Here is a 24,716-nt window from a genome sequence, read left to right on the forward strand (position 1 = left end):
ACGCACAGGCGTACCGTACAATGACACCCGCCAACACAAAATAAAGTATCAGCATGAACGACCCAGTATCGCCGCACATTCCGCAATCGCATCCAGACATTCTGTACGGGGCGCCGCAAGGCGAACTGCTGCGCGAAGAAATACTGGCCGATCTGCTGGAAGCGAGCGCCGCCCGCAACCCCGGCCAGACCGCGCTGATCTTCGGCGAGCGCCGCCTCAGCTACGGCGAACTCAACGCCCAGGCCGACCTGGTGGCGGCGCGTCTGATCGATGCGGGCGTGCAGCCGGGCCAGATCGTCGGCCTGTGGCTGCCGCGCGGGATCGAGCTGCTGGTGCTGCAAGCCGGCATCGCCAAGGCCGGCGCGGCCTGGCTGCCGGTCGATGAAGACACGCCGGTCGACCGCCTGCAAGTGTGCCTGGACGACGCCGACGGCGCCGGCGTGCTGACCTGCGCCGCCTTCGCGCCGCGCCTGGCCGATATCGGCCGCCCCGTCTGGACCGCCGAAACACTGCTGGCCGCGCCGGCCGATGGCGCCACGCTGTCGCGCCGCGGCGCGGTTTCGCCCGACGTGCCGGCCTACGTCATCTACACCTCCGGCTCGACCGGCAAGCCGAAAGGCATCCTGATCACCCAGCGCAGCATCTGCCACTTCCTGCGCAGCGAGAACGCAGTGCTCGGCGTGACGGCGCAGGACAAGGTGTATCAAGGCTTCTCGGTCGCCTTCGACATGTCGTTCGAAGAAATCTGGATCGCCTACCTGGCCGGCGCCACGCTGTGGATCGGCCCCAAGGAAATCAGCGGCGACCCGGAAACGCTGCCGCGCATGCTCGATGAAAACCAGGTCACGGTGCTGCACGCCGTGCCTACGCTGCTGGCGCTGTTCAATCAGGAGGTGCCAAGCCTGCGCCTGATTAACCTGGGCGGCGAGATGTGCCCGGAATCGCTGGTGGAGCGCTGGTCGCGCGCCGGTCGCCAGATGTTCAACACCTACGGCCCGACCGAAGCGACGGTGTCGGCCAGCCTGGCGCGCCTGCAGCCCGGCCATCCGGTGACCATCGGCACGCCGCTGCCCAACTACGGCCTGCTGGTCATCGACGTCAACGCCCTGCCCGCCTTGCGGCTGCTGCCGCGCGGCGAAATCGGCGAGTTGTGCATCACCGGCCCAGGCCTGGCAGCTGGTTATCTCGGTCGCCCCGACCTGACGGCGGAAAAATTCCTGGTCAATCCCTGGTCCAGCGGCGCGCATGACGGCCGCCTGTACCGCACCGGCGACCTGGCCCGCATCGACGCCGACGGCGAAGTGCTGTGCCTGGGCCGCGCCGACGACCAGGTGAAGATACGCGGCTTCCGCGTGGAGCTGGGCGAGATCGAAGCCGTGCTGGCGCAACAGGAAGGCGTGGGCACCGTGGCCGTCCTGCTGCGCAAGGACGACGGCATCGACCAGCTGGTGGCCTACATCGTGCCGGAAGCGGGCGTGGAACTGGACAGCAAGGCGCTGCGCGCCAGCCTGGCCGCCAAGCTGCCGCCTTACATGGTCCCGGGCCGCTACGAAATGCAGGAAGCCATGCCGCGCCTGACCTCCGGCAAAATCGACCGCAAGGCGCTCAAGGCGATGCCGCTGAGCGCTCCGCCGGCCGGCGGCAGCGAAGACTCCGACTTGCCCGAGACCCCGGCCGAGGAAGCACTGTTCGCCGCGCTGGCCGCGCTGTTCCCCGGCCAACCGGTGCTGCGCCAGGCCGACTTCTTCACCGACCTTGGCGGCCACTCCTTCTTTGCCGCGCGCCTGGCCTCGGCCCTGCGCGCCGACCCGCGCTTCGCCCACATCACCGTGCGCGACATCTACCAGCAGCGCCAGATCGGCAAGATCGCGCAAGTGCTGGCCGACGCGCCCAAGGCGGCCGAAGTGGAAGCCGACTGGACGCCTCCCTCCACGCTCAAGCGCTGGACCTGCGGCCTGGCGCAAGCGGCCGCCATGCCGGCGCTGGTGGCGCTGCGCATGGCGCAGTGGCTGGCGCCGTTCTTCACCTACCACTTCTTCACCGGCGATCCGGGCGACTCCGTGGTGCGCGCCATCGCCGCCTCGGTCGGCGTGTTCCTGCTGGCGACCATCGGCGAATTCGGCATCGCCATCGCCGGCAAATGGCTGATCGCCGGCCGCCTGAAAGCGGGCGACTATCCGCTGTGGGGCGTCACCTACTACCGCTGGTGGCTGGCCGACCGCTTGGTCGAAGCCGCGCCGGCCTATCTGCTGAGCGGCTCATCGCTCAACGCCTGGTGGCTGCGCGCGCTGGGCGCCAAGGTGGGCAAGGACGTCATCATCGGCTCGATGACGCTACGCTCGCCAGACCTGCTGAGCATCGGCGACAACGTCAGCATCGGCAACGCCGTCAACTTCGAGAACGCCCGCGTGCAGCGCGGCCGCCTGCTGCTGGGCCAGATCACGCTGGGTGATGACGCCTGCATCAGCTCCTTCGCCGTTTTGGAGGGGAATACGCAGGTCGAAGCGCTGGGCCACCTGGAAGGCCAGTCCGCGCTGGGTGACGGCGCCCGCGTGCCGGCAGGCCGCGTGTGGGCCGGTTCGCCGGCGCGCGACACCGGCGCCTTCGACACCAACCGACTGCCGCCACGCCCGCAGGTCGGCGCCGCGCGCCGTTTGGGCGAAGGTCTGTTCTTCATCTTCGGCATCCTGCTGATCGTCACGCTGTTCTTCATGCCGGTGTTCCCGAGCTTCGTGCTGATCGACTGGTTCGACGAACAGGGCTGGCTGCCGTGGATACAGGGCGACGACGTGCGCATCCAGCTGCTGCGCTACTTCCTGCTGGCCTTCCCCGCCAGCACGGTGTTGATCGTGCTGACGGCGATACTGTCGGCCGGCATCCGCTGGAGCGTGCTGCCGCGCCTTCAGCCGGGGCGCTCGGCCATCCACAGCAACACCTACTGCGCCAAGTGGCTGGTCAGCCAGATCCAGGAATCGAGCTTGAACGTCCTGCACGGCATTTACGCGACGGTGTTCGCGCCGTACTGGTATCGCCTGCTGGGCGCCAAGGTCGGCAAGGATGCGGAGATCTCCACCGCGCTGGGCGTGGTGCCGGATATGCTGACCCTGGGCGACGAAACCTTCATCGCCGACGCAGTGATGCTGGGTGACGAAGAAATCGATGGCGGCTGGATGATTATGAAGCCGACCGTGATTTCGCACCGCAGCTTTGTCGGCAACGGCGCCTACATCCCGGACGGCACGGTGCTGCCGGAGCATGTGCTGATCGGCGTGCATTCGCGCGCGCCGGACAACGACCAGATGAAGAGCGGCGATACCTGGCTTGGCTCGCCGCCGATCAACCTGCCCGCGCGCGAGCAGACCAGCGGCTATCCCGAGAATCTGACCTTCCACCCTTCGCCTATGCGCCGACTGGGTCGCGGGCTGATCGAGGCATTCCGCATCGTCGCCCCGCATGCGCTGGTGATTGCGGTCGGCTACACGCTGGTGCTGGCGGTGATGCCGGCAGCAGGCGCGGGCCGCTGGGCCGAAGTGACGTGGGACTTGACGCTGGCGGGCCTGGGCTACGGCATCGGCAACTACATCTTCGTGGTGGCGCTCAAGTGGCTGCTGATCGGCCGTTACCGCAAACAATCGGAGCCGATGTGGACGCCGTTCGTGTGGCTGTCCGAAGGTGTGACCAATCTATACGAAGGCATCGCCGTGCCGAACTTCATGCGCTACCTGCGCGGCACGCCGTGGTTGCCGCTGGCGTTCAACGTGCTGGGTTCGCGCATCGGCAAGGGCGTGTATCTGGACACCACCGACATCACGGAATTCGACTGCGTGCACATCGGCGACCACAGCGAACTGAATGCGCTGACCTGCCCGCAGACCCACCTGTTCGAAGACCGCGTGATGAAGATCGACCGCGTCACCATCGGCAAAAACGTCTACATGGGGCCACGCAGCGCGGTGCTGTACAGCGCCGTCGTCGGCGACAACGCCCGCCTCGGCGCGCTGACGCTGGTGATGAAGGGTGAGCAGATTCCGGCCAACGGCTACTGGGCCGGCTGCCCGGCGGCGCCGGCGAGATGATGGAGCTGGTCGTCCATGCCTGGCCCGGCCCTGTGCCGGCGCTGCGGGATGGCCTGTTCGTCATCGGTGTTGAAACAAGCGCTCTGCGTGAACGCGCGCGTGAACAAATCCGGCTGGCGGCGCGCACGGCATTGGCCGCAGTGCTCAGCGTCGACGCCGGCGCAATCGCCATCGACAGCACGCCCGGCGAGGCGCCCCGCATCAAACTGGCTGGCGACGAGCACGCCATCGGCTGCTCATTCACGCACGAAGAAGGCTATGCGCTGGCCGCCATCAACCTGCATGGAGCGGTCGGCGTCGATGTGATGAGGGTGCAGGACATCCAGGACTGGGACAACGTGGCACGCGACTATCTCGGCCCGGAGGTTTGCGCCGCGCTGGCTGCTGCCCCCGCCGGCAAGCGAGCTATCGGGTTCGCACAGGCCTGGACGCGGCACGAAGCCTGGCTGAAATGCCACGGCCGTCAGCTGAGCGAGTGGCAAGCCGGCGACGAAGCGTCTACCGGCATCGCCTTGCGTGGTCTGCCTGAAGGATTGGTGGGCCATCTCGCGATGGCCGGCGCGAATTAGTTCGGCGCGTCGAGGAAGAAGATGGCGGTAAGTTTGGCCGGGGTTTTCTCAGTCGGCTTGTCGATCTGCACCTGGGCGCAGTCCTCGGCCACCAGGCTGCGCCAGTTGCCCACGCCGGCGGCGGAGAAGATCGTGTGCGCCTTGGAGCTCATGCTCATGTCGATCGCCAGGCGGGCATTGCGCTCGCCGGTCTTGGCGTAGTTCACGCCGCGCAGTTCGATGCCATAGGCCGTCAGCCATGGCTCCCACAGGCCCGATTCCACGCCTTGCACGATGCGATTCAACATCTCTTCCAGCGTCAGGCCCTTCTTCTTCACCGAGCGCAGCACCGCCAGCGACGGAGCAAAGCGCGCATCGGTGCCTTGCTTACCTGCGCCGCTGTCGCCAATTGCCTTGGCTTCCTTGGAAAACGCCGCATCGCGCTCGGTGTAGTCGCGCATGCGCGAGTAGAAATCGGCGTTCAGGAATGGATTGGCTACCCGGCCCGCAGGCGCTTGTTTTTGGTTCGTCATGATCAGGCCTTAATGTGTAAGGCCGTAGTTTAACCGACCCGGAACGCTTCCACGACAATCTTGCTCGCCTCGGCGAGGATCTCGCTGCGCGCTTTGTCGTCCTTGCCGGGCTGGGTGAGGTAGACCACCAGCACAATCGGCGCCTTACCGGGCTGCCAGATCACGCCGATATCGTTGGTCGTGCCGTAGTCGCCGGTGCCGGTTTTATCGGCCACCTGCCAGCCTGCGGGCACGCCGGCGCGGATACGGGTGTCGCCGGTGGTGTTCCCCAGCATCCAGTCCTTCAGCTGCTTGCGCTGCGCTGCGCCCAGCGCGTCGCCCAGCACCAGTTTGTTCAGCGACTCCGCCATTGCCTCCGGTGTCGTGGTGTCGCGTGGATCGCCGGGCAGCGCGGTGTTGAGCTCCGTCTCGATGCGGTCCAGGCGGAATTCCGTGTCGCCGATAGAGCGCGCAAACGCCGTCACTGCGGCCGGCCCGCCGATCTGCTTCATCAGCAGGTTGGCCGCCGCGTTGTCGCTGTACTGGATGGTGGCTTCGCACAGCGCCGCCACCGTCATGCCTTTGCCGACATGCTGTTCGGTGATCGGCGAATACGCGACCAGATCGGATTTGCGATACGCCACGCGTTTCTTCAGCAACGCCGGTTCGCGCGCCAGCACGGCGGCGGACAGCATCATCTTGAACGTGCTGCAAAACGGGAAGCGCTCGTCGGCACGGTGCAGCAGGCGACGACCGTCGGCCGTGTTCAGCGCGGCCACGCCCAGGCGGCCACCTGATTCCGCCTCCAACTTGGCCAACAGCGCGGCGGCCGACAGGGGCGTGGAGGCCGGCGGGCTATCCAGCAGATCGGCGGCGCTTGCGAAGGGGGCGGCGGCCAGCGCCAGCAACAGGGCACGGCGGGAAGCGAAAACGGTCATGGTGAACAGGTATAGTTAAAACAATATTTCGGATCATACCAGCCGATCCTTAAGCCTGTATTCAATCGAGCGCACCCCAATTTGCGCCGGGCGTAGACTCATCGCATGGCCCCTCAAGTTCTCATCATCGGCGCCGGCCCCACCGGCCTGGTGCTCGCCATCCGGCTGGCGCGGCATGGTATCGCCGTCCGCATCGTGGACCAGAACAGCGGCCCGGGCCAGGCGTCGCGCGCCATGGCGGTGCATGCGCGCACGCTGGAGTTCTACCGCCAGCTTGGTTTTGCCGATGTTGTCGTCAACCTCGGCATCAAGATCGAAGCCATCCACCTGCGCGAAGCCGGCGAAGACATCGCCGAACTGCGGCTCAAGGACATGGGTGCAGGCCTCAGCCCCTACCCTTTCGTGCTGGCCTTCCCTCAGGACGATCACGAACGCTTCCTGGTCGAGCAGTTGAAGGCCCTCGGCGTAGAGGTTGAATGGAACACCGCGCTGGAGTCGTTCACGCAGGACGAATGGGGCGTGCGCGCCGTGCTGGTGCGGGGCGGCGAGCGCATCGCATGCAGCAGCGTCTACCTGTGCGGCTGCGACGGCGCCCGCAGCCGCGTGCGCGAATCGCTGAAGCTGGACTTCAGCGGCGGCACCTACGACCACCTGTACTACGTGGCCGACGTCAAAACCTCGGGGCCGGAAAACCGCGACCTGGTCGGCCACCTGGGCGCCAACACCTTCGCGCTGATGCTGCCGGTGCGCTCACGCGGCATGCAGCGGCTGATCGGCATCATGCCGCCGCAAGCGGAAGCCCTGCCCGAGCCGGGCTTCGAAGACATCCGGCCGGTGCTGGAGCCGCTGCTGGGCATCCAGGTGGAACAGGTGAACTGGTTCTCGACCTACCGCGTGCATCATCGCGTGGCCTCGCAGTTCCGCGTCGGCCGCTGCTTCCTCGCCGGTGACGCCGCCCACATCCACAGCCCGGCCGGCGGCCAGGGCATGAACACCGGCATAGGCGACGCCGTCAACTTGTCATGGAAGCTGGCCCTGGTGCTGCAGGGACGCGGCGACCCTGCCCTGCTCGACACCTACCAGGCGGAGCGCATCATTTTCGCCCGCAGGCTGGTCGCCACCACCGACCGCGCTTTCCAGATGATCGTCTCGCAGGGCGCTGGCGGACAGTTGCTGCGCAGCTGGCTGGTGCCGCATGTGTTCCCGGTGCTGACCGGCTTTACGGCCGCGCGCCGAGCGCTGTTCAAGGCTTTGTCGCAGGTGCAGATTCATTATCCGGACAGCCATCTGAGCGGAGGCCGCGCCGGCGAAGTGATAGGCGGCGACAGGCTGCCGTGGGTGCCGCAGCCGGATGGTCGCGACAATTTCGATGCGCTGCAAACGCTGGATTGGCAGTTGCACGTGTACGGCGAGCCCTCGCCCACGCTGAGCACCGCCGCGCACGAACTGCTGCTGCCGCTGCACGCCTACCGATGGACCGATGCCGCCGGCGACGCGGGCCTGCTGCGCGATGCGGCCTACCTGATCCGCCCGGACATGCATGTGGCGCTGGCCCTGCCGCGCCAGGAACTCGATTCCCTGCGCGGCCTGGTGGCGCGCTACCACCTGCGCTTCGGGGCCGGCAAGTCCGAAATCTAGCGCTGCGCCGCGACCAACAGCATCATCGGCCGGTCCAATTCTTCGGCCAGGCCGGGATTGGCGGCCACCTGGTCTGCCGTCGGCGCCCATTCCTGCACATGGCGCACATTGAAGCCCGCATGGATCAGCACATTGAGCGTGGTGCCGATGGTGCGGTGATATTTCAGCACGCCCTTGGCCAGCCAGTCGGTGCGCCGTGGTCCTTCAATGGAATAGCCGTCCAGCGGCCAGATCCTGCGGCCGTCGGCGGACGCCGTCCATCCTGGTTGCGAGGGCGCCATGTAGACCGGATGCTCGATCGTGAACACAAACTGCGCGCCCGGAGCCAGCGATTGATGGATGGTCGCGGCTAGCTTGCCGAAATCCTCGATGTAGTGGAAGGCCAGTGAGCTGTAGGCAAAATCGAACGCGCCGGCGGGCAGCGACAGCTGCTCCAGATCGGCGATCTGATAGTCGATATTGGCGGCCTGCGTGCTGGCCTTGGCCCGGGCGATCATCTGTTCGGACAGGTCCAGCGCCAGCACCTGCGCGGCGCCCTGCCCGCTGGCCCAGCGGGCGAACCAGCCGAAGCCGCAGCCCAGGTCGACCACGCGCTTGCCTTTGAGCTCAGGCAGCATCGCGCGGATGGCCGGCCATTCGGGTGCGCCGTCCAGGCCATGCACGGAACGCGGCAGCTGGCTGTAGCCGGCGAAGAATTCGGGTTGGTCGTAAATATTCTGTGCCATGCGATCCTCCATGCCCCGGCGGCGGGCCGGGTATAATTATTTTTTTGCCACTGTTGATACCAAGAGGTGCACTATGACAGAGAAGACTTTGAACGCCAAGGTTGATGAATACGTCAGCAAGCCAGGGCAATGGCAGATCGCATATCAAAAACTGCGCGCCATCGTACTCGCCTGCGACCTGACCGAAGAATACAAATGGGGCAATCCCTGCTACACGCTCGACGGCCAGAACGTCGTCCTGATCCACGGCTTCAAGGAATACTGCGCGCTGCTGTTCTTCAAAGGCGCGTTGATGCAGGACCCCAAGGGCATTCTGATCCAGCAAACCGAGAATGTGCAAGCGGGGCGCCAGATCCGCTTCACCAGCGCCGAACAAATCGCGAAAATGGAAGCGTCCTTGAAAGCCTACATCCGCGACGCCATCAAGGTGGAGCAATCCGGCGTGCAGGTGGAATTCAAGAAGACCGCCGAATTCGCGATGCCGGAGGAATTCCTGAACCGGCTGGAGGAATCGCCCGAACTGCAGGAAGCCTTCGCCGCATTGACGCCGGGACGCCAGCGCGGCTACCTGCTACACTTCTCGTCGGCCAAGCAGGCCAAGACCCGCGAGTCACGCGTGGACAAGTGCATCCCGCATATCCTCAAAGGCAAAGGGCTGGACGACTAGCTTCATGAAAAACATAGCCATCATCGGCGGCGGCATCACCGGTGTCACCACCGCTTACGCTCTCGCCAAGCGCGGCTTCGCCGTGACGCTGCTGGAGCGCCATCGCTACGCCGCGATGGAGACTTCGTTCGCCAATGGCGGCCAGCTGTCCGCATCCAATGCCGAGGCATGGAACCACAGCGGCACCATCATCAAGGGCCTGAAGTGGATGCTGAAGAACGATGCGCCGCTGCTGGTCAACCCTAAACCCAGCTGGCACAAGCTGTCCTGGTTCGCCGAGTTCATCGCCGCCATTCCCCACTACCGCGATCACACCATCGCCACCACCAGGCTGGCCGTGGCAGCGCGCGCGCATCTGTTCAGCTGGGCCGAGGAAGAAGGCATAGACTTCGACCTCAAACGCCAGGGCATCCTGCACATCCACCGCGACCGCGCCGGCTTCGAGCACGCGGCCGGCGTGTCCAGGCTGCTGGCGCAAGGCGGCCTGCCGCGCCGCGCCGTCACGCCGCAGGAGATGCGCGCCCTCGAACCGACGCTGGCCGGCCAGTACTACGGCGGCCACTACACGGAAAGCGACAGCACCGGCGATATCCACAAGTTCACCACAGGCCTGGCGCAGGCGGCGCAGCGCCTGGGCGTGGACCTGCGCTTCGGCCAGCGCGTGACCTCGGCCAGCGCAGATGCCCAAGGCATCAGCATCACCGTCGAGCAAGATGGCGCCAGCGACACCCAGCGCTACGATGCGGTGGTGGTCTGCGCCGGCACCGCCAGCCGCGAGGTGGCGGCCATGCTGGGCGATCGCGTCAACGTCTATCCGGTCAAGGGCTATTCGATCACCGTCAACCTGGACGATGCAGCCAGCCAGGCCGCCGCCCCCAACGTCAGCCTGGTGGATGACGCCACCAAGCTGGTCGCCAGCCGCTTCGGCGTGAGCCGCTTCCGCGTGGCCGGCACGGCGGAGTTCAATGGATTCAACCGCGATATACGCGCCGACCGCATCGCGCCGCTGGTCAACTGGGTGCAGCAGTGCTTCCCCGGCGTGAGCACCCGCAGCGTGACGCCGTGGGCCGGGCTGCGGCCGATGATGCCGGACCTGATGCCCCGCGTGGGCCGGGGCAAGGCGCCATCGGTGTTCTACAACACCGGCCACGGCCACCTGGGCTGGACTTTGTCGGCCGCCACGGCCGACATCATCGCCGACGCCGTGCTGGCCGCCCTGGGCGCGCCGACGGCTTCGGTTAGCCAACGTACCGCACAGGCCTTGAAATTGGCGTAAACTGCCATCATATCCAGCCTGTCTTACAAGGAGATCTGACATGACGGCAAAATCTTTCGCACGTATGACCCTGCTGGCCAGCGCCCTGGCGCTTGCAGTGCCGGCGTTTGCGGCCGAACCCACGGTACACGATGTGTATGTCGCCGCCGAAGCAGGCAAATACACCGAAGCCCAGGAGCTGATGGACCAAGTCCTGAAAGCCCACCCGAACAGCGCCACCGCGCACTTCGTCGAGGCTGAGCTATTGGCCAAGCAAGGCAAGTTCGCCGCCGCACAGGGCGAGCTGGCCACGGCTGAACGGCTGTCGCCCGGCCTGCCCAAGGTGAATCCAAGCGCCCTGGCCAAGCTGCGCACGCTGCTGGCCGACGGCCAGAAGCCGAAAGCCAACTACTCGCAGCAGCAACCGGCACGCAGCAACGCCGCTTACAACAACGGTAACTACGGCGCTCCGCAGAGCAGCGGCATCCCCTGGGGCACCATCCTGATCCTCGGTGGCGGCCTGCTGGGCTTTATCTGGCTGGCGACGCGCTTCATGTCGCGCCGTAACGCGCAGAACGACGCATCCTACAACCCGGCCGGCTACAACCCCGGCGGCGGCGCTGCACCCGGCTATGCGCCGGGCGCGGGCTACCCTCAACAGGGCTATCCGCAGCAGGGCTACGGCCAGCCGCAGCAAGGTAGCGGCATGGGTTCGCGCATCATGGGCGGCCTGGCGACCGGCGCGGCGGTAGGCGCGGGTATCGTGGCCGGCGAAGCGATCGCGCGCCAGTTCACCGGCGGCAGCCACGATTCGGGCGCCCAGGCGGCGCCGCGCAACGACATCGTCTACGATGATCCATCGCGCGACGAACTGCTGCGCCGCGACGACATGGGCGGCAACGACTTCGGCGTCAGCGGCGGCTGGGGTGATTCCGGCGGTGGTGGCGGCGACAGCGGCGGCGGTGGCGGCGGCGACTGGGATTAACCCAGCCCCGGCATCACCATCACTTCACGGGGCGCGGCGCTCGCCCGCCCCGGCAGCTTCCATCGCAAGATCCCAGTACGGCGGATCGCCGAAATACTCCCTCAAATGACGTATCAATAGCTGCGCCTTGATCTGGTTGGAACGGCCGGGCATGTGCACGGCATGGATCGCCGATTCGGTCGGTTCGCGCCGGCCCAGGGCTGCGGCCCGCACCACCGGCGCCATCGGGAACACCGGCACCAGCTGACCGGCAACGATGGCGTCGCTCACCAGCCAGTTCGCCAGATGCACCACGCCCGCGCCACCGATGGCTGCGTGCAGCAGCGAGTCGGTATCGTCGCAGCGCAGCGTGCCCTTGATGGCCAGCGGCTGGTTCTGGTTCACGCCGTCGAAACGCCACCAGCCGCGCGGCGCCGAGCGCCCGGTGACGGTCAGGCAGTTGTGGTTGAGCAGATCCAGCGGCGTCTGCGGCCAGCCGTGGCGGGCCAGATAGGCCGGGCTGGCGCTGACCACGCGGTTCTGGATCGCCAGCCGCGTCGCCACCAGGCCGCTGTCCGGCAGCACGCCGGCGCGCACCGCCACGTCCACGCGGCGCGCAGCCAGATCGACGATGTCGTCGCTGACGTGCAGTTCCACTTCCAGCAAGGGCCAGTGCTGGAGGAAGCCGGCGATGGCCGGCGCCACGTGCAGGCGACCGAACGCGGCTGGCGCCGTCACCGTCAGCAGGCCGCGTGGTTCGCTGTCCAGCTCCTGCACGGCGGCCTTGCCGTCGGCCAGTTCGGCCAGGATGTTGCGGGCGCGGGGCAGGAAGCGCACGCCCGCATCGGTCAGGATCACCTGACGCGGGCTGCGCAGCAGCAGGCGGGCGCCCAGTTCGGCCTCCAGCGCGTCGAGCTTGCGCGATACCGACGATACCGCGACCTTCATCTCCGCCGCCGCACGCGACAAGCTACCGTGCTCCACGACTGCCAGCAGGCACTGTAAGCTGTCTATCATCATTTCCCCTCTGTTTTGCAAATATCGCAAATTGCATTTGCCTTAATGGATATTGTGCCATTTTTTGCAAAGATGCATACTGCGTTTAGTAAATTCTTTGATAAGGAAAACCCATGAAACTCATCAGCAAATTCACCCCGCTTGCCGCCGCCATCGCTTTGGCCGTCGCCGCCCCCGCCATGGCCGCCGCGCCGCTGGCCGGCACCAACGCGCCCGGCTTCTTCCGCATCATGCTGGGCGACTTTGAAGTGACCGCGATCAGCGACGGCACCGTCGATCTGCCGATCAACAAGCTGCTGCAACAGGCGCCCGCCAAGACCGACCAGGAACTGGCCCGCTCCTATCTGGCCAGTCCGCTGGAAACCTCGGTGACGGGCTACCTGGTCAACACCGGCTCCAAGCTGGTGCTGATCGACACCGGCGCCGGCAACCTGTTCGGACCGACGCTGGGCAAGCTGCTGGCCAACCTCAAGGCTTCGGGCTACCAGCCGGAGCAGGTCGATGAAGTGCTGATTACCCACATGCACCCGGACCACGTCGGCGGCCTTGCAGCCAACGGCCAGGCGGCCTTCCCCAACGCCACCGTCCGCGCCGACAAGCACGACGCCGACTTCTGGCTCAGCCAGGCCAATATGGACAAGGCGCCGGCCGAGAACAAGGGCTTCTTCCAGGGCGCGATGGCGTCGCTGTCGCCGTACGTGGCCAACCAGCACCTGCAGCCGTTCAACGGCGCGGGCGAAATCACGCCAGGCATCCGCGCCGTGGCCAGCTACGGCCACACGCCGGGCCACATCAGCTACATGGTGGAGAGCAAAGGCAAGAAGCTGCTGGTGGTGGGCGACTTGATCCACGCGGGCGCGGTGCAGTTCGAGCATCCCGAAGTGACGATCGGCTTCGACACCGATCCGAAGACCGCTGCCTACGCCCGCAAGCAAGCCTTCACGGCGGTTGCCAAGGAGGGTGCGCTGATCGGCGCGGCCCACCTGCCCTTCCCCGGCCTGGGCCATCTGCGCAGCGCCGGCCAGGCTTACCAGTGGGTGCCGGCAAACTACACCCAACTGCGTTAAACTGGATCGTATGGAAACAAGTAACACCCCTCGCCCCATCAGCGTCCTTGTCGTTGACGACCACCCCTTGCTGCGCACGGGGTTGGGCGAAGCCATCGCCAGCCAGGCCGATATGCGCGTGGCCGGCGAGGCCTGCAACGGCCGCGACGCGGTCGAGTTGTACCGCACCCTGCGTCCCGACGTGACCATCATGGACATCGCCATGCCGGAGATGTGCGGCGTGACCGCGTTGCGGGAGATACGCCGCGAGCATCCAAGCGCCCGCATCGTCATGCTGACCACTTACAAGGGCGACGTGCAGATTCTGCGCGCCGTGCAGGGCGGCGCGGCGGGCTTTTTATTGAAGAGTACTTTGCGCAAGGATTTGCTGGATACGATACGTGGCGTGCACCAGGGGCAGCGTCGCATACCGCCGGAGATCGCGATGGAACTGGCCCAGCACATGGGCCAGGGGCCGTTGAGCGCGCGTGAAACGGAAGTGCTGAATCACGCCGCCACCGGCCACTCCAACCGCCGCATCGCCGAGCAGCTGGCGATTTCGGAGGAGACGGTGAAGGCGCACATGAAGAACGTGCTGGCCAAGCTGGCCGCGAACGACCGCACCCACGCGGTGACGATCGCCCTGCGGCGCGGGATCATCTCGATCTGAACTCTTAGTCGCTGGCCGCGCAGGCCAGCCATAGCAGCAGCGCGCAAGGCAGCAGCAGGCCATTGAAACCGGCCAGCATGAAGGCCAGCGCGCCGCTGATGCAGCCGACGGCAAACGCCAGCACCGGCCACACCAGCTTCTTCAAGCGCCCCCGCGCATCGGCATCGCCGCGCAATGTGTCGACCAGATCGATCACCAACTGCGTCACATTGCCGGTCATGACGGTGGTGGCGGCGACCTTCCCCAGCAACAGCTTGCCGTAGGCGTTCTGCACCGCCATCGCGCCCGCGCACAGCAAGCCTGTGAGCATGGTCAGCGGCGCGTCGGGCCTGTCGACAGGTGCGGCCAACCAGGCGCAGGCCACGCTGGCCGTCATCAACAAGGTCTGCAACAGCAGGCTGTTACGCAGCTGGCGGCTGCCATTGCGCTCCCAACGCAGTATCAGCAAGCGCGCCAGCGCCACCCCCAGCACGAACACCGGAAACACCAGCAGCTTGAGCCAGATATCCGGCGCCGGCTGCGCCATGCCCCGCCCCAGCAGCACGAAGTTGCCGGTCACGTGGGCCGTGAACAATCCGAACAGGCCGATGAAGCCCAAGGTGTCGACATAGCCGGCCAGGAAGCCGAGTGCCACGCTTTGTTTCGTATCGCCGCGCTCCATCAAGCCTCCTCGCGCAAATCGTGCCACGCCACCAGCAGGAAGGCGCCCGCCAGGCCGAGGTGCTCATAAAAACCGTTGGCCGCCATGAAGCGCTCCGGTCCCGCGATTTCCCAGTAGCGGTTGGCGAGCAAAGTGGCCATCAGCGTGAACACGGCCAGGTAGCCCGCGCCCAGCCAGCGATAGAAGCCGCTCAGTATCATCAGCGATGCACCCAGCTCGCCGGCGATCACCAGCGCGGCCATCGGGCCGGCCGGCGACAGGCCGAAGTGCTGCATCTCGCCGATGGCGGACTGGAAGTCCATCAGTTTGTTGATGCCGCCTTGCAGATAGGCGGCGCAAATCAGCAGCAGGCAGATCCAGCGCAGCCACGGTGTGGCCAGCGGCTTCAACATCGGTTTGAATGGCGCCCCCATCACACCGCCCAGCAGGCGCAACCCAGCGCGCCCCAGAAGCTCTTCAGGTCCGCCGTCGGCAGCTTGCTGGTCCACGCCGTCGCGTGCTGGTGGCCATGGACGTTGCACTGGTTGGCGCAACCGCAGGCGGCCTGCTGCTGGCGCAACTGCTGCTGTTCGCGCTTGCGCAGTTCAAGTTCCTTCAGCGCGGCGCGGTTGTTACCGATCTGCTCACCCCAACCGGCGTAGCCGCCGAAGCGGCGCACCGGCGACCAATCCGGCATCGCCGGCGGCGGCGCCTCGTCGTAGCTGGCGAATTCGCCGGCCGCGTAGACGATCTTGCCGCCGACGATGGTCAGGCGCGAGCTCATGTCGGCGATCTCGCTTTCGGCGCAAGCGTAGAAGTCCTTGTCCGGCACGATCAGGTCGGCCAGCTGGCCGGCCTCAATGCGGCCCTTCTTGCCCTCTTCATTGGAGAACCAGGTGGTGTTCTCGGTCCACATGCGCAGCGCCGTTTCGCGGTCCAGGCAATTGGCGCGCGGGTACATCTGCATGCCGCCCACAGTCTTGCCGGTGATGAGCCACGACAGCGATACCCACGGGTTATACGAAGCCACGCGCGTGGCGTCGGTGCCGGCCGAAACCTTCACGCCCGCTTCCAGGATTTTCTTCACCGGCGGCGTGGCTTCGGCCGCGCCGTGGCCATAGCGTTCGACGAAATACTCGCCCTGGTAGGCCATGCGGTGCTGCACGGCGACGCCGCCGCCCAATGCGGCAATGCGGTCGATGGACTGGTCGGAGATGGTCTCGGCGTGGTCGAAGAACCAGTTCAGGCCCGTCAGCGGGATGTCCTGGTTGACGCGTTCGAACACGTCCAGCGCGCGGCTGATGGTTTCGTCGTAAGTGGCGTGCATGCGCCACGGCCAGCGGTTCTGCGCCAGCACGCGCACCACGCCTTCCAGGTCGTCTTCCATATTGTCCGGCATGTCCGGACGCGGCTGGCGGAAGTCCTCGAAGTCGGCGGCCGAGAAGGTCAGCATTTCGCCTGCGCCGTTGTGGCGGAAGTAGTCGTCGCCCTGCTGGTACTTGACGCTCTGCGTCCAGTTCAGGAAGTCTTCCTTTTCGTGCGCGGGCTTTTGCGTGAACAGGTTGTAGGCCAGGCGTATCGTCAGCTGCCTGGCGTCCGACAGCTGCTGGATCACCTGGTAGTCCTCAGGATAATTCTGGAAGCCGCCGCCGGCGTCGATGGCGCCGGTGACGCCGAGGCGATTCAGTTCGCGCATGAAGTGGCGGGTCGAATTGACCTGGTATTCCAGTGGCAGCTTGGGGCCTTTCGACAGCGTCTGGTACAGGATGGCCGCATTCGGTTTGGCCAGCAGCAGGCCGGTGGGATTGCCGGCGCCATCGCGCAGGATCTGGCCGCCGTGCGGTTCCGGTGTGTCCTTGGTGTAGCCGACGGCGCGCAGCGCGGCGCCGTTCAGCAGCGCGCGGTCGTACAGGTGCAGGATGAACACCGGCGTATCCGGCGCCACCGCGTTCAGTTCCTCGATGGTCGGCAGGCGCTTCTCGGCGAATTGATGTTCGGTGAAGCCGCCCACCACGCGCACCCATTGCGGCGCCGGCGTGATCGCCACTTGCGCCTTCAGCATGCCCATCGCATCGGCCAGGCTGCGCACGCCGTCCCAGCGCAGCTCCAGGTTGAAATTCAGGCCGCCGCGGATGATGTGGCAGTGGTTGTCGATCAGGCCTGGCAGCACGCGCTTGCCTTGCAGGTCGATGACGCGGGTGCGCGGGCCGGCCAGCGCCATGATCTCGTTGGCACGGCCGACGTGGGTAAAGCGGCCATCCTTGATGGCGACGGCTTCGGCGTGCGGGTTGCTGCGGTCCAGCGTGGTGAACAGGCCGCGATGCAGGATCAGGTCAGGCGTTTGGTCTTGGCTCATCATGCGTTCCCTTTGGTTTCATCGTTCTTTTGCGCGGACGGCAGCTGGCCGAAGCAATGCGGCTTCACATGCTGTTCGAACCAGGAGACTTGCTTGGCTTCCGGCTGCCACAGCTGACGCAGCAGCGGCGGCAGCTGCTCGCCGAGCAGGATGCCCAGCAGGCCGACCAACGCCACCACCGGCGGCGCCGGCGAGCGCACGTTCAGGAAGCCATAGATTAATCCAACCAGCAGGCCAACGGCCAGCGACACGACATACATTTTGGACATGGGAATTTCCTCGAAAAGAGAGTGAGACGGCATGTCCACAGTCTAGAGGTCAGGCCATCTTTTGCCATCACCGGGAATGATCGGCGATCGCTGTCCCTTTAGTGAGAGACGTTACAAAATAATCATTATTTTTAAAATAATTTATAGCATAATGAATAACCGTAATTTTTTTATAAGGAAACGTATGCGTGCTCCCAAGCTTTCTTCCCTGGCGTTAAGCCTGAGCCTGATCTTCGCTGGTCAAGCCGCGCAGGCCCAAACCGACAATCCAACCGTTGGCGAGCAAGAGTCGGCCACCGGAGGCAGTCAGCGCGAAGCCTGCCCATCCTCCGCCATCTGTTTTAAGAAACGATGGATCTATGTGTACGCCAACATGGGTGGCCTCAAAGCTGAGAACGATATTTATTTTCAAAAACTGAGCTACCTGATCAACAACGCCAAGAGACTGGGCTATACCGGCATAGCAATCACGTCGAAGAGCTTTGGTGCGCTGCTGGCGGAAACGCCAGACAACGACCATCGCTACTATCAAGAGAACTTTGCGGCGCTGGTGGAATTGGCGAAGACCAAAGGCGTCGATTTGATTCCGGTAGGCGGGACGCCGGACGTGCCACTGATCCGTAATGCCAATCTGATGGAGGCCTTCCCTGTCGATAAGCAACCATTCGTGGTCAATGGCCAGGAGGCGCGGCTTCAAGCCAGCGCCCCAACCGCCCCTCCCATCGTGAGCAACGGCGACTTCGCCGCTGGCGACAACCAGATCTGGGGCGTAAGCCCGGGCAACGTTGCTGGCACCGCCCTCACGTTGAAGATCGTTGATGATGAGGGCCACGATCCCAAAGGCACGGCGAACAACAAATCGGCCAAGTTCATGTCGACGGTGGCCGGCAGCGGAACGGGCTATGCGCGGCTGATGCAGGGGTTCTGGAAACTCAAACAACATACTGCCTACCGCGTCTCGTTCTGGATCAAGACCAGCAACTTCAAGCAACCTATCGTCGTTCATGCGACAGATCTCACGGGAAAAAACGAGATCTATTACAACTACTCCTACCCGACCGGCTATGGAACTGATAGCAATGGCGAGTGGAACCCCAAGGCAAATATTGTGGCGGGCACCCAGGAATGGACGCGCTACGACCTCGATGTCAACACCCTCAATTACAAGGGCTTCCAGCTTCTGTTCACGGTACCCAACGGACCTTCCAGCGATGGCGCCGCCTGGGTGGACGACGTCGAGATACATGAAGTCGGCCTGCCGCATCCAATCCGCCGTACGTCACTGCCTGTCATCGTCACTTCGCGCGATGGCGCCACGGTCTACGATGAATTCGACGACTATACGGTGCAGCCTGAAAAACTGGTCGTCGTTCCAACAGGTCGGCTACAAAACGGCCAGGAGTTGCTGGTCTCGTCATACCAGTCGAGCAAGCACTTCACGTCCGCGCACACGACGCCGGCATCAGCCTGTTCGGATCTGTATTTCGACGAGCAAAAAGCCGTCTACGACAAGATCAGCAAGCTATTCAAATACTCGTCCGACTTCTTCATCTATCACGATGAGTGGCGGATAATGAACTGGGATAAATCTTGCGACACCGGTACTGCCGGTGCCTATCTGGCTCGCACGACTAAAAGAATGCTGGAAACCGTGCGCGCCGTAAAGCCCGACGTCGCCACGTATATTTGGAACGATATGTACGATCCGTATGCCAACGCCCAGAAGGAGTATTTCGCCGTCAACGGCGACCTGACCGATGTGTTAAATGAAAAGAATGGCCTGGGCCCCACCTTCACCATCATGAACTGGATCCAGACGAACCAGCCGGAGTCGTTGAAATATTTCTCCGACATGAAGTTCAGGCAGATGGTCGCGCTGTACTACGCCGACCCTAGTCTCAAGAAAACCGAAAACTGGCTCGACAGCCTGCTGACTGCCGAAAAAAACGGCGTCAAAAACGTGGACGGCTTCATGTACACCACCTGGTCCGACCTCGTGAATACTGACGACTACCTAAAATTGCAGGACGTCACCAAACTGATGCAGAGCGAAAAGTACAAGCGCTTCTGGCCAACCAAGGATGACGTAGTCCCTCCGGCTCAGTAACCCCTTCCATCCTGGCCACAGGCATGCAGGTCAATGATGCCGCGTTCGATCGACAGCGTCACCGCGTGGGTGCGGTCGCTGGCGTTCAGCTTGGCCAGGATATTCTTCATGTGCACCTTGACGGTTTCCTCTGAAATCGCCAGGTGCACGCCGATGCGCTTGTTGCTCTGGCCTCCGGCCACCAGCTGCAGCACTTCGATCTCGCGCTTGCTCAGCGCCCCCTCATACCAATGTTCGGCGATACCGCTGGCCACCGCAGCCTGGATGCTGCGCCGGCCTTCGTGCACGTTGCGCACCGTCGCCAGCAACTCCTTGCGCAGCATGTTCTTGAGCAGATAACCCGATGCGCCGGCGGCGATCGCGCGCCGGGCCAGCACATCGCCCTCGTACGTGGTCAGCACGACGATGCGGGCGTCAGGGAATTCGCTGCGGATGGCGATGGTGGCGTCGATGCCGCTCATGCCAGGCATCTGGATGTCCATCAGCGTGACATCGGGCCGCAGCCGGCGATAGCACTCGATGGCCTGCTCTCCCGTCGTGGCCTCGGCCACCAGGCACATGTCCTCCTCGGCGGCGAGGACGCTGGCTATGCCTTCGCGGAACATCGGATGATCGTCCACGCTCAGTACAGTAATCGGCGTTGTCTGGGCCGTAGTCATTGGCGTTCTCAAAATCTTGCGGGGAAGCGGCAGCATGACACAAATGTGCCACTTCGACCATACCCCCATCTAGGTAGTGTCCGCACCCCGTATCGGGGCGTGGCAAAACGTTACAGAAAGCTTAATCTTCAGCCTGGGTTAGCGATACATCGTAAAGGACAAACGAATATGCGTGGATATACAGCCAGTTTTCCACGAGGGAGCGCGGGCGCGGGCCTGCTGCTGTTGCGGCTCGCGCTCGCGGCGCAGCTGCTGTGGCAGGGCGCCGGCGCGGCTGCGGCCTGGTGGCAAACCCTGCTGGTGGCGCTGCTGTCGCTGATGCTGTGCGCCGGCCTGCTGACGCCGGTGGCGGCCGCGCTGTGCGCCTGCTACCACCTGATGAGCTTTGACCATAACGGCTTGACCGGCGCAGCCACCGCCATTGCGCTGGTGTTGATGGGGCCCGGCGCCTACGCGGCCGACGCCCGCCTGTTCGGGCGCCGCAAGATTTTAATGTAACGACTTGGGAGAATTGACATGCGACTGGATACCAAAAACTGGCCACACACCGCACTGGGCGGCATGGGCGCGGCGGTTGCCGGCACCATCGCCAACTACGACAGCAAGGTGCGCGTAGTGATCGCGCACAGCGACGCCATCGTCAGCGCCGGACTGGCCGCGCTGCTCGGCGCCGAGGGCGACATGCTGGTGGCGCAGGCCGAAGCCGGCGCCCTGCCACAGCCGGTGCAGGCCGACGTCATCATCCTCGATCACAAGGGCGCGCTGGAGCACATGCGCCGCTGCGCCAACGCGCCGCAGCACGGCGGCACGCAGGCGCGCGTGCTGATCGTCACGCAGATGGAACGCGAATGGGAAGTGCGCACCGCGATGATGGCCGGCGTGCACGGCTACCTGCTGCAAAACTGTTCCCCCGACCAGGTGCCGGCGGCGGTGCGTTCGCTGAACCGGGGCATACGCTACCTGAGCGCGGACCTGAGCCGCTGCGTGGCCGACAGCTTCACCCGCATCGGCCTGACCAGCCGCGAGACGGACGTATTGCAGCTGCTGGCGCAAGGCCAGTGCAACAAATCCATCGCCCGTGAACTGGGCATCGGCGTCGGCACCGTCAAGACCCACGTCAAGGGTCTGTTCGACAAGCTTGGCGCCACGGCACGTACCCATGCCGTGGTGCTGGCCACCCGGCGCGGCCTTGTAGGCGACGGCGCCATCAGCCAGCATTGACATCATTACGAGATTGTCATTGGCGTATCCTGCGCAAGCGCTGTAGAATCGCCGCATGCAAGCACATACACGCTCCGTAGGCACATCACATCACAAGACGCGCACCCAGCGCGTCCTGATGTTTTTCGTGCTGGTGTTCCTGTCGCTGCAACTGATCGGGGCGAGTTCGCACAAGCACTCGTACACCGAAACGCAAAACGATTGCGCCGCGTGCGTGATCGCGCATATGCCGGCGGGTGTTCCGCCGCCGGCCATTGCGGTGCTTCCGGTGGCGATGCTGGCCGCCCTCCTCGTCCTCGTTCCGCAGCGTTCCGTTCGGGCCTTCCGAACCGACTTCCTCACCCCGCCCTCGCACGCGCCGCCCGGCGTTGCCGCTATCTCCTTCTGATTCGCTTTTTTAGCACCGTTTAACACGGCCGCATTTTTGCGTCCCGTGCGCGCACCCGCGCGCCTGTACATTTCAAGGATTTACCATGCACCGCACGCCACAACTCCGTACCATGCCACTGCTGCTGGCAGCAGCTTTCTATACCCACCACGCCAGCGCCGCAGAAAATGCCGCCACCGATGGCAGCCCGATGATGCAGCAGGTGGAAGTCACCGCCGCCCATCTGAAAAGCGCGCGCATCGACCTGTCGCCCAACGTCGGCACCACCGTCTACTCCATCGACCGCCACATGATCGAGCAGCTGGGCCAGGGCGACAACACGCCGTTCAACGAAGTGCTGCTGCGCCTTCCGGGCGTGAGCCAGGACTCGAAAGGCTCGGGCTCCATCCACGTGCGCGACGATCACGCCAACGTGCAGTACCGCGTCAACGGCGTGCAGCTGCCGGAATCGATCACCGGCTTCGGCCAGTCGATCGACACCCGCTTCGTCCAGCAGACCGATTTCATCACCGGCGCGCTGCCGGCGCAATTCGGCCTGCGCACGTCGGGCATCGTCGACATCCAGACCAAGGAAGGCACGGTCAAGACCGGCGGCCGCATCGGCGTGCTGGTGGGCAGCCATGATTACGTGGCGCCGAGCGCGGAATTCTTCGGCACGCAGGGCGCCTTTAACTACTACCTGTCCGGCAGCTATCTGTCGAACGCGCTGGGCATCGAGAATCCGCTGCCCACCCGCAGCGCGCTGCACGACCGCACCAAACAAAGCAAATCCTTCGGCGCGCTGTCGTGGTTCCTGGACGACCAGACCCGCCTGGGCCTGATGTTCGGCACCTACAACGGCCGCTTCCAGATTCCGAACAACCCGGACCAGGCCCCAGCCTTCTCGCTGACCGGCCAGAGCGACGCCGCCGCAGGCACCAGCAAGCTGCCGTCGGCACAGCTGGACGAGCGCCAGCGCGAGACCAACCGCTTCCTGGTGCTGTCGCTGCAGAAGAGCGTGGGCGACTTGAACTATCAGGTATCGGCCTTCCACCAGTACTCCGAGCTGCACTACACGCCGGATGCGCTGGGCGATTTGATCTACAACGGCGTGGCTTCCGATACGCTGCGCTCCAACTCGGCCAGCGGCGCGCAGTTCGACGCCAGCTACAAACTGACCGACAGCCACACCGTGCGCGCCGGCCTGGCCTACTCGCGCCAGACCACCCACAGCGACAACGCGGTCGCCGTGTTCAACACCGACGACAGCGGCGCGCAGGCCGGCACCGATCCACGCACCATCATCGACAACAGCAGCAAGACCGGCAAGCTGTCCAGCTTCTACCTGCAGGACGAATGGCGCATCGCCGCGCCGCTGACGCTGAACTACGGCCTGCGCTTCGACAAGGTATCGGCCTACGTCGATGAGCAGCAATGGAGCCCGCGCGTCAACCTGGCCTACCAGCTGGCCAAGGGCACGGCGCTGCACGCAGGCTACTCGCGCTACTTCACCCCGCCACCGCAGGAACTGGCAGTGCAATCGAGCATCGACAAGTATGCCGGCACCTCCAACGCGCCGCAGGTGCCGGTGTCGGACAACGTCAAGGCCGAGCGCACCAACTACTACGACATCGGCTTGAGCCACCAGTTCAGCGAAGAACTGACCGTGACGGCCGACGCCTACTACAAAAAAATCCGCAACATGCTGGATGAAGGCCAGTTCGGCCAGGCGCTGATACTGTCGCCGTTCAATTACGAGCGCGGTTACGCCAAAGGACTGGAGCTGTCGGCCGTGTACAACCGCGCCAACTGGGGCGGCTTCCTGAACCTGACCACGCAGCAGGCCAAGGGCCAGAACATCATCTCGGGCCAGTCGCTGTTCGGGCCGGACGAGCTGGCGTACATCGCCAACCACTACATCTACGTCGACCACGACCAGACCTACACGGTATCGGGTGGCGCCCACTACCACTGGGGCGACACCAAGTTGAGCGGCGATTTCCTGTACGGCAGCGGCTTGCGCAAGACGCCCGACGGCGCCGCGCCGAACTCCGGCACGCTGCCGCACTACACCACGGTCAACCTGTCGCTGACACACGACTGGAAGAATACAGCAGTCGGCAATATCGAAGGCCGCCTGGCCCTGGTCAACGCCTTCGATAAATCCTATCTGCTGCGTGACGGTTCCGGCGTAGGCGTGGGCGCTCCGCAGTACGGTGCTCGCCGCACGCTTTACGCTGGAATTTCGGTTGGATTCTGATTTTAGTTAGGAGTCCTTGATAAACCGGAATTCCTGTGTATAATCGGCGGCATGGACAGCAAAACCAACAAGCCGTGGCAGGATACGCCTGATGTCTCAGCGCGCATCATCTCCTCTATCGGACGCATCGCCAGTGTGATGCGCTCCGGTATGTGGGAGTTCGCCACCGCCGAAAACCTCAATCCGGCGCAGGCCGAGATACTGCAGCTGCTGCAAGGCCGCAAGCAGGGAGTGCGCTTGTCCTGGCTGGCGTCGCAGTTGTCGATCAGCGCGGCCAGCGCCAGCGATTCGGTGTCGGCCCTGGCGGCCAAGGGTTTGCTGTACAAGGCCAAGGCGGAAGACGACGGCCGCGCCACCGCGCTGTTCCTGACCGACGACGGCGCCGCCATGGCGGCCCGCATCGGCGGCGCGTTGGGCTTTGCCGAAGATGCCGCCGCCGCCCTGCCCGCCGCCCAGCAGGCCGAGTTGCTGACCGGCTTATTCAAGCTGATCGCCCAGTTGCAGAAGACCGAACGCTTCCCCGAGATGCGGGCCTGCCTGTCATGCCAGTACTTCGAGGCGAACCGCCATCCCGGCAAGCCGGCCCCGCATCACTGCGGGCTGGTGAACGCGCCGCTGTCGGTGGCGCTGCTGCGTATCGACTGTCCCGAACAGGCGCCGGCCGATCCGGCCACGCGCCAGCGCAACTGGAAGGTGTTTGCCTGAGATTTTTTTTGACCATATTAGTTAGGACTCCTATTTGTTTTTTACCGCAGTGCTTTTGTAGTGCTTTTTTAAACCC

The 24,716-nt window shown here is 64.5% G+C and carries 23 protein-coding genes; 14 read left to right on the forward strand and 9 right to left on the reverse strand.

Features of this window, described 5'->3' with window-relative positions:
* The first annotated feature begins 53 nt into the window (after positions 1-53).
* Positions 54-4,076: a Pls/PosA family non-ribosomal peptide synthetase gene (locus tag GEV02_RS22430; protein ID WP_152840180.1), complete on the forward strand. Its 4,023-nt coding sequence runs from the start codon at positions 54-56 to the stop codon at positions 4,074-4,076.
* Positions 4,073-4,645, forward strand: coding sequence for a 4'-phosphopantetheinyl transferase family protein (locus tag GEV02_RS22435; RefSeq protein ID WP_152840181.1), 573 nt, complete (start codon positions 4,073-4,075; stop codon positions 4,643-4,645). Before GEV02_RS22430 ends, GEV02_RS22435 begins: the two co-directional genes overlap by 4 nt.
* On the opposite strand, the gene GEV02_RS22440 is transcribed toward GEV02_RS22435, so the two are convergent.
* Both GEV02_RS22440 and bla read right to left on the reverse strand, forming a co-directional pair.
* Positions 4,642-5,157 (reverse strand): hypothetical protein, encoded by a 516-nt coding sequence (locus GEV02_RS22440; RefSeq protein ID WP_008449734.1) that lies wholly within the window; start codon positions 5,155-5,157, stop codon positions 4,642-4,644. The two genes, GEV02_RS22435 and GEV02_RS22440, sit on opposite strands and share 4 nt — an antisense overlap.
* Positions 5,158-5,186: 29 nt before the next feature.
* Complete coding sequence (gene bla, locus GEV02_RS22445; protein WP_152840182.1) at positions 5,187-6,074, reverse strand: class A beta-lactamase; 888 nt, start codon at positions 6,072-6,074, stop codon at positions 5,187-5,189.
* Positions 6,075-6,179: 105 nt separating this feature from the next.
* Here bla and GEV02_RS22450 point away from each other — a divergent pair, with 105 nt between their 5' ends.
* Positions 6,180-7,712, forward strand: a complete 1,533-nt coding sequence (locus GEV02_RS22450; protein ID WP_152840183.1) for an FAD-dependent monooxygenase — start codon at positions 6,180-6,182, stop codon at positions 7,710-7,712.
* On the opposite strand, the gene GEV02_RS22455 is transcribed toward GEV02_RS22450, so the two are convergent.
* Positions 7,709-8,437 (reverse strand): class I SAM-dependent methyltransferase, encoded by a 729-nt coding sequence (locus GEV02_RS22455; RefSeq protein ID WP_152840184.1) that lies wholly within the window; start codon positions 8,435-8,437, stop codon positions 7,709-7,711. The two genes, GEV02_RS22450 and GEV02_RS22455, sit on opposite strands and share 4 nt — an antisense overlap.
* A gap of 73 nt (positions 8,438-8,510) precedes the next feature.
* Between GEV02_RS22455 and GEV02_RS22460 the strand changes: the two genes are divergently transcribed.
* The 3 genes from GEV02_RS22460 to GEV02_RS22470 are packed head-to-tail and all read left to right on the forward strand — an operon-like array spanning position 8,511 to position 11,344.
* Entirely contained in the window at positions 8,511-9,104 is a 594-nt protein-coding gene (locus GEV02_RS22460) for a YdeI/OmpD-associated family protein (RefSeq protein ID WP_174999275.1), read from the forward strand.
* 4 nt (positions 9,105-9,108) lie between these two features.
* Positions 9,109-10,380 carry a D-amino acid dehydrogenase gene (locus GEV02_RS22465; protein WP_152840185.1) on the forward strand — a complete coding sequence of 424 codons (1,272 nt, stop codon included), beginning with the start codon at positions 9,109-9,111 and terminating at the stop codon, positions 10,378-10,380.
* A gap of 40 nt (positions 10,381-10,420) precedes the next feature.
* Positions 10,421-11,344 carry a tetratricopeptide repeat protein gene (locus GEV02_RS22470; protein WP_152840186.1) on the forward strand — a complete coding sequence of 308 codons (924 nt, stop codon included), beginning with the start codon at positions 10,421-10,423 and terminating at the stop codon, positions 11,342-11,344.
* 24 nt (positions 11,345-11,368) lie between these two features.
* Here GEV02_RS22470 and GEV02_RS22475 read toward each other — a convergent pair whose 3' ends face one another.
* Positions 11,369-12,343 carry a LysR family transcriptional regulator gene (locus tag GEV02_RS22475; protein ID WP_152840187.1) on the reverse strand — a complete coding sequence of 325 codons (975 nt, stop codon included), beginning with the start codon at positions 12,341-12,343 and terminating at the stop codon, positions 11,369-11,371.
* A gap of 110 nt (positions 12,344-12,453) precedes the next feature.
* On the opposite strand from GEV02_RS22475, the gene GEV02_RS22480 reads away from it, so the two are divergent.
* Together GEV02_RS22480 and GEV02_RS22485 are read left to right on the forward strand one after the other, a co-directional pair.
* The gene (locus GEV02_RS22480) at positions 12,454-13,407 is read left to right on the forward strand and encodes an MBL fold metallo-hydrolase (protein WP_152840188.1); all 954 of its coding nucleotides are present in this window, start codon (positions 12,454-12,456) and stop codon (positions 13,405-13,407) included.
* A 10-nt stretch (positions 13,408-13,417) separates the two neighbouring features.
* The gene (locus tag GEV02_RS22485) at positions 13,418-14,056 is read left to right on the forward strand and encodes a response regulator (RefSeq protein ID WP_152840189.1); all 639 of its coding nucleotides are present in this window, start codon (positions 13,418-13,420) and stop codon (positions 14,054-14,056) included.
* Positions 14,057-14,060: 4 nt separating this feature from the next.
* On the opposite strand, the gene GEV02_RS22490 is transcribed toward GEV02_RS22485, so the two are convergent.
* Genes GEV02_RS22490 through GEV02_RS22505 form a run of 4 tightly spaced genes read right to left on the reverse strand, consistent with a single transcriptional unit; the run spans position 14,061 to position 17,321 of the window.
* On the reverse strand, positions 14,061-14,717 hold the full coding sequence (locus tag GEV02_RS22490) for a YoaK family protein (protein ID WP_152840190.1): 657 nt from the start codon (positions 14,715-14,717) through the stop codon (positions 14,061-14,063).
* Positions 14,717-15,130, reverse strand: coding sequence for a DoxX family protein (locus GEV02_RS22495; RefSeq protein ID WP_174999279.1), 414 nt, complete (start codon positions 15,128-15,130; stop codon positions 14,717-14,719). Before GEV02_RS22495 ends, GEV02_RS22490 begins: the two co-directional genes overlap by 1 nt.
* Positions 15,130-17,052, reverse strand: coding sequence for an amidohydrolase (locus GEV02_RS22500; protein ID WP_152840269.1), 1,923 nt, complete (start codon positions 17,050-17,052; stop codon positions 15,130-15,132). Before GEV02_RS22500 ends, GEV02_RS22495 begins: the two co-directional genes overlap by 1 nt.
* The gene (locus GEV02_RS22505) at positions 17,052-17,321 is read right to left on the reverse strand and encodes a DUF1427 family protein (protein WP_152840191.1); all 270 of its coding nucleotides are present in this window, start codon (positions 17,319-17,321) and stop codon (positions 17,052-17,054) included. Before GEV02_RS22505 ends, GEV02_RS22500 begins: the two co-directional genes overlap by 1 nt.
* A gap of 184 nt (positions 17,322-17,505) precedes the next feature.
* Here GEV02_RS22505 and GEV02_RS22510 point away from each other — a divergent pair, with 184 nt between their 5' ends.
* Positions 17,506-19,428 (forward strand): carbohydrate binding domain-containing protein, encoded by a 1,923-nt coding sequence (locus GEV02_RS22510; protein WP_152840192.1) that lies wholly within the window; start codon positions 17,506-17,508, stop codon positions 19,426-19,428.
* Here the strand turns inward: GEV02_RS22510 and GEV02_RS22515 are convergent.
* Complete coding sequence (locus GEV02_RS22515; protein ID WP_152840193.1) at positions 19,422-20,087, reverse strand: response regulator; 666 nt, start codon at positions 20,085-20,087, stop codon at positions 19,422-19,424. The genes GEV02_RS22510 and GEV02_RS22515 overlap by 7 nt on opposite strands.
* Before the next feature lie 168 nt (positions 20,088-20,255).
* On the opposite strand from GEV02_RS22515, the gene GEV02_RS22520 reads away from it, so the two are divergent.
* The 5 genes from GEV02_RS22520 to GEV02_RS22540 all read left to right on the forward strand — a co-directional run bounded on the left by GEV02_RS22520 (position 20,256) and on the right by GEV02_RS22540 (position 24,640).
* The gene (locus GEV02_RS22520) at positions 20,256-20,585 is read left to right on the forward strand and encodes a hypothetical protein (RefSeq protein WP_152840194.1); all 330 of its coding nucleotides are present in this window, start codon (positions 20,256-20,258) and stop codon (positions 20,583-20,585) included.
* Positions 20,586-20,603: 18 nt separating this feature from the next.
* The gene (locus tag GEV02_RS22525) at positions 20,604-21,308 is read left to right on the forward strand and encodes a LuxR C-terminal-related transcriptional regulator (protein ID WP_152840195.1); all 705 of its coding nucleotides are present in this window, start codon (positions 20,604-20,606) and stop codon (positions 21,306-21,308) included.
* A 55-nt stretch (positions 21,309-21,363) separates the two neighbouring features.
* Entirely contained in the window at positions 21,364-21,696 is a 333-nt protein-coding gene (locus GEV02_RS22530) for a hypothetical protein (RefSeq protein ID WP_235922884.1), read from the forward strand.
* An 85-nt stretch (positions 21,697-21,781) separates the two neighbouring features.
* Positions 21,782-23,935, forward strand: coding sequence for a TonB-dependent receptor (locus tag GEV02_RS22535; RefSeq protein ID WP_152840196.1), 2,154 nt, complete (start codon positions 21,782-21,784; stop codon positions 23,933-23,935).
* A gap of 51 nt (positions 23,936-23,986) precedes the next feature.
* Positions 23,987-24,640: a MarR family transcriptional regulator gene (locus GEV02_RS22540; protein WP_152840197.1), complete on the forward strand. Its 654-nt coding sequence runs from the start codon at positions 23,987-23,989 to the stop codon at positions 24,638-24,640.
* Positions 24,641-24,716 lie beyond the last annotated feature (76 nt).

Origin of the sequence: Rugamonas aquatica (assembly GCF_009380215.1) — a bacterium.
Classification (GTDB): domain Bacteria; phylum Pseudomonadota; class Gammaproteobacteria; order Burkholderiales; family Burkholderiaceae_D; genus Rugamonas; species Rugamonas aquatica_B.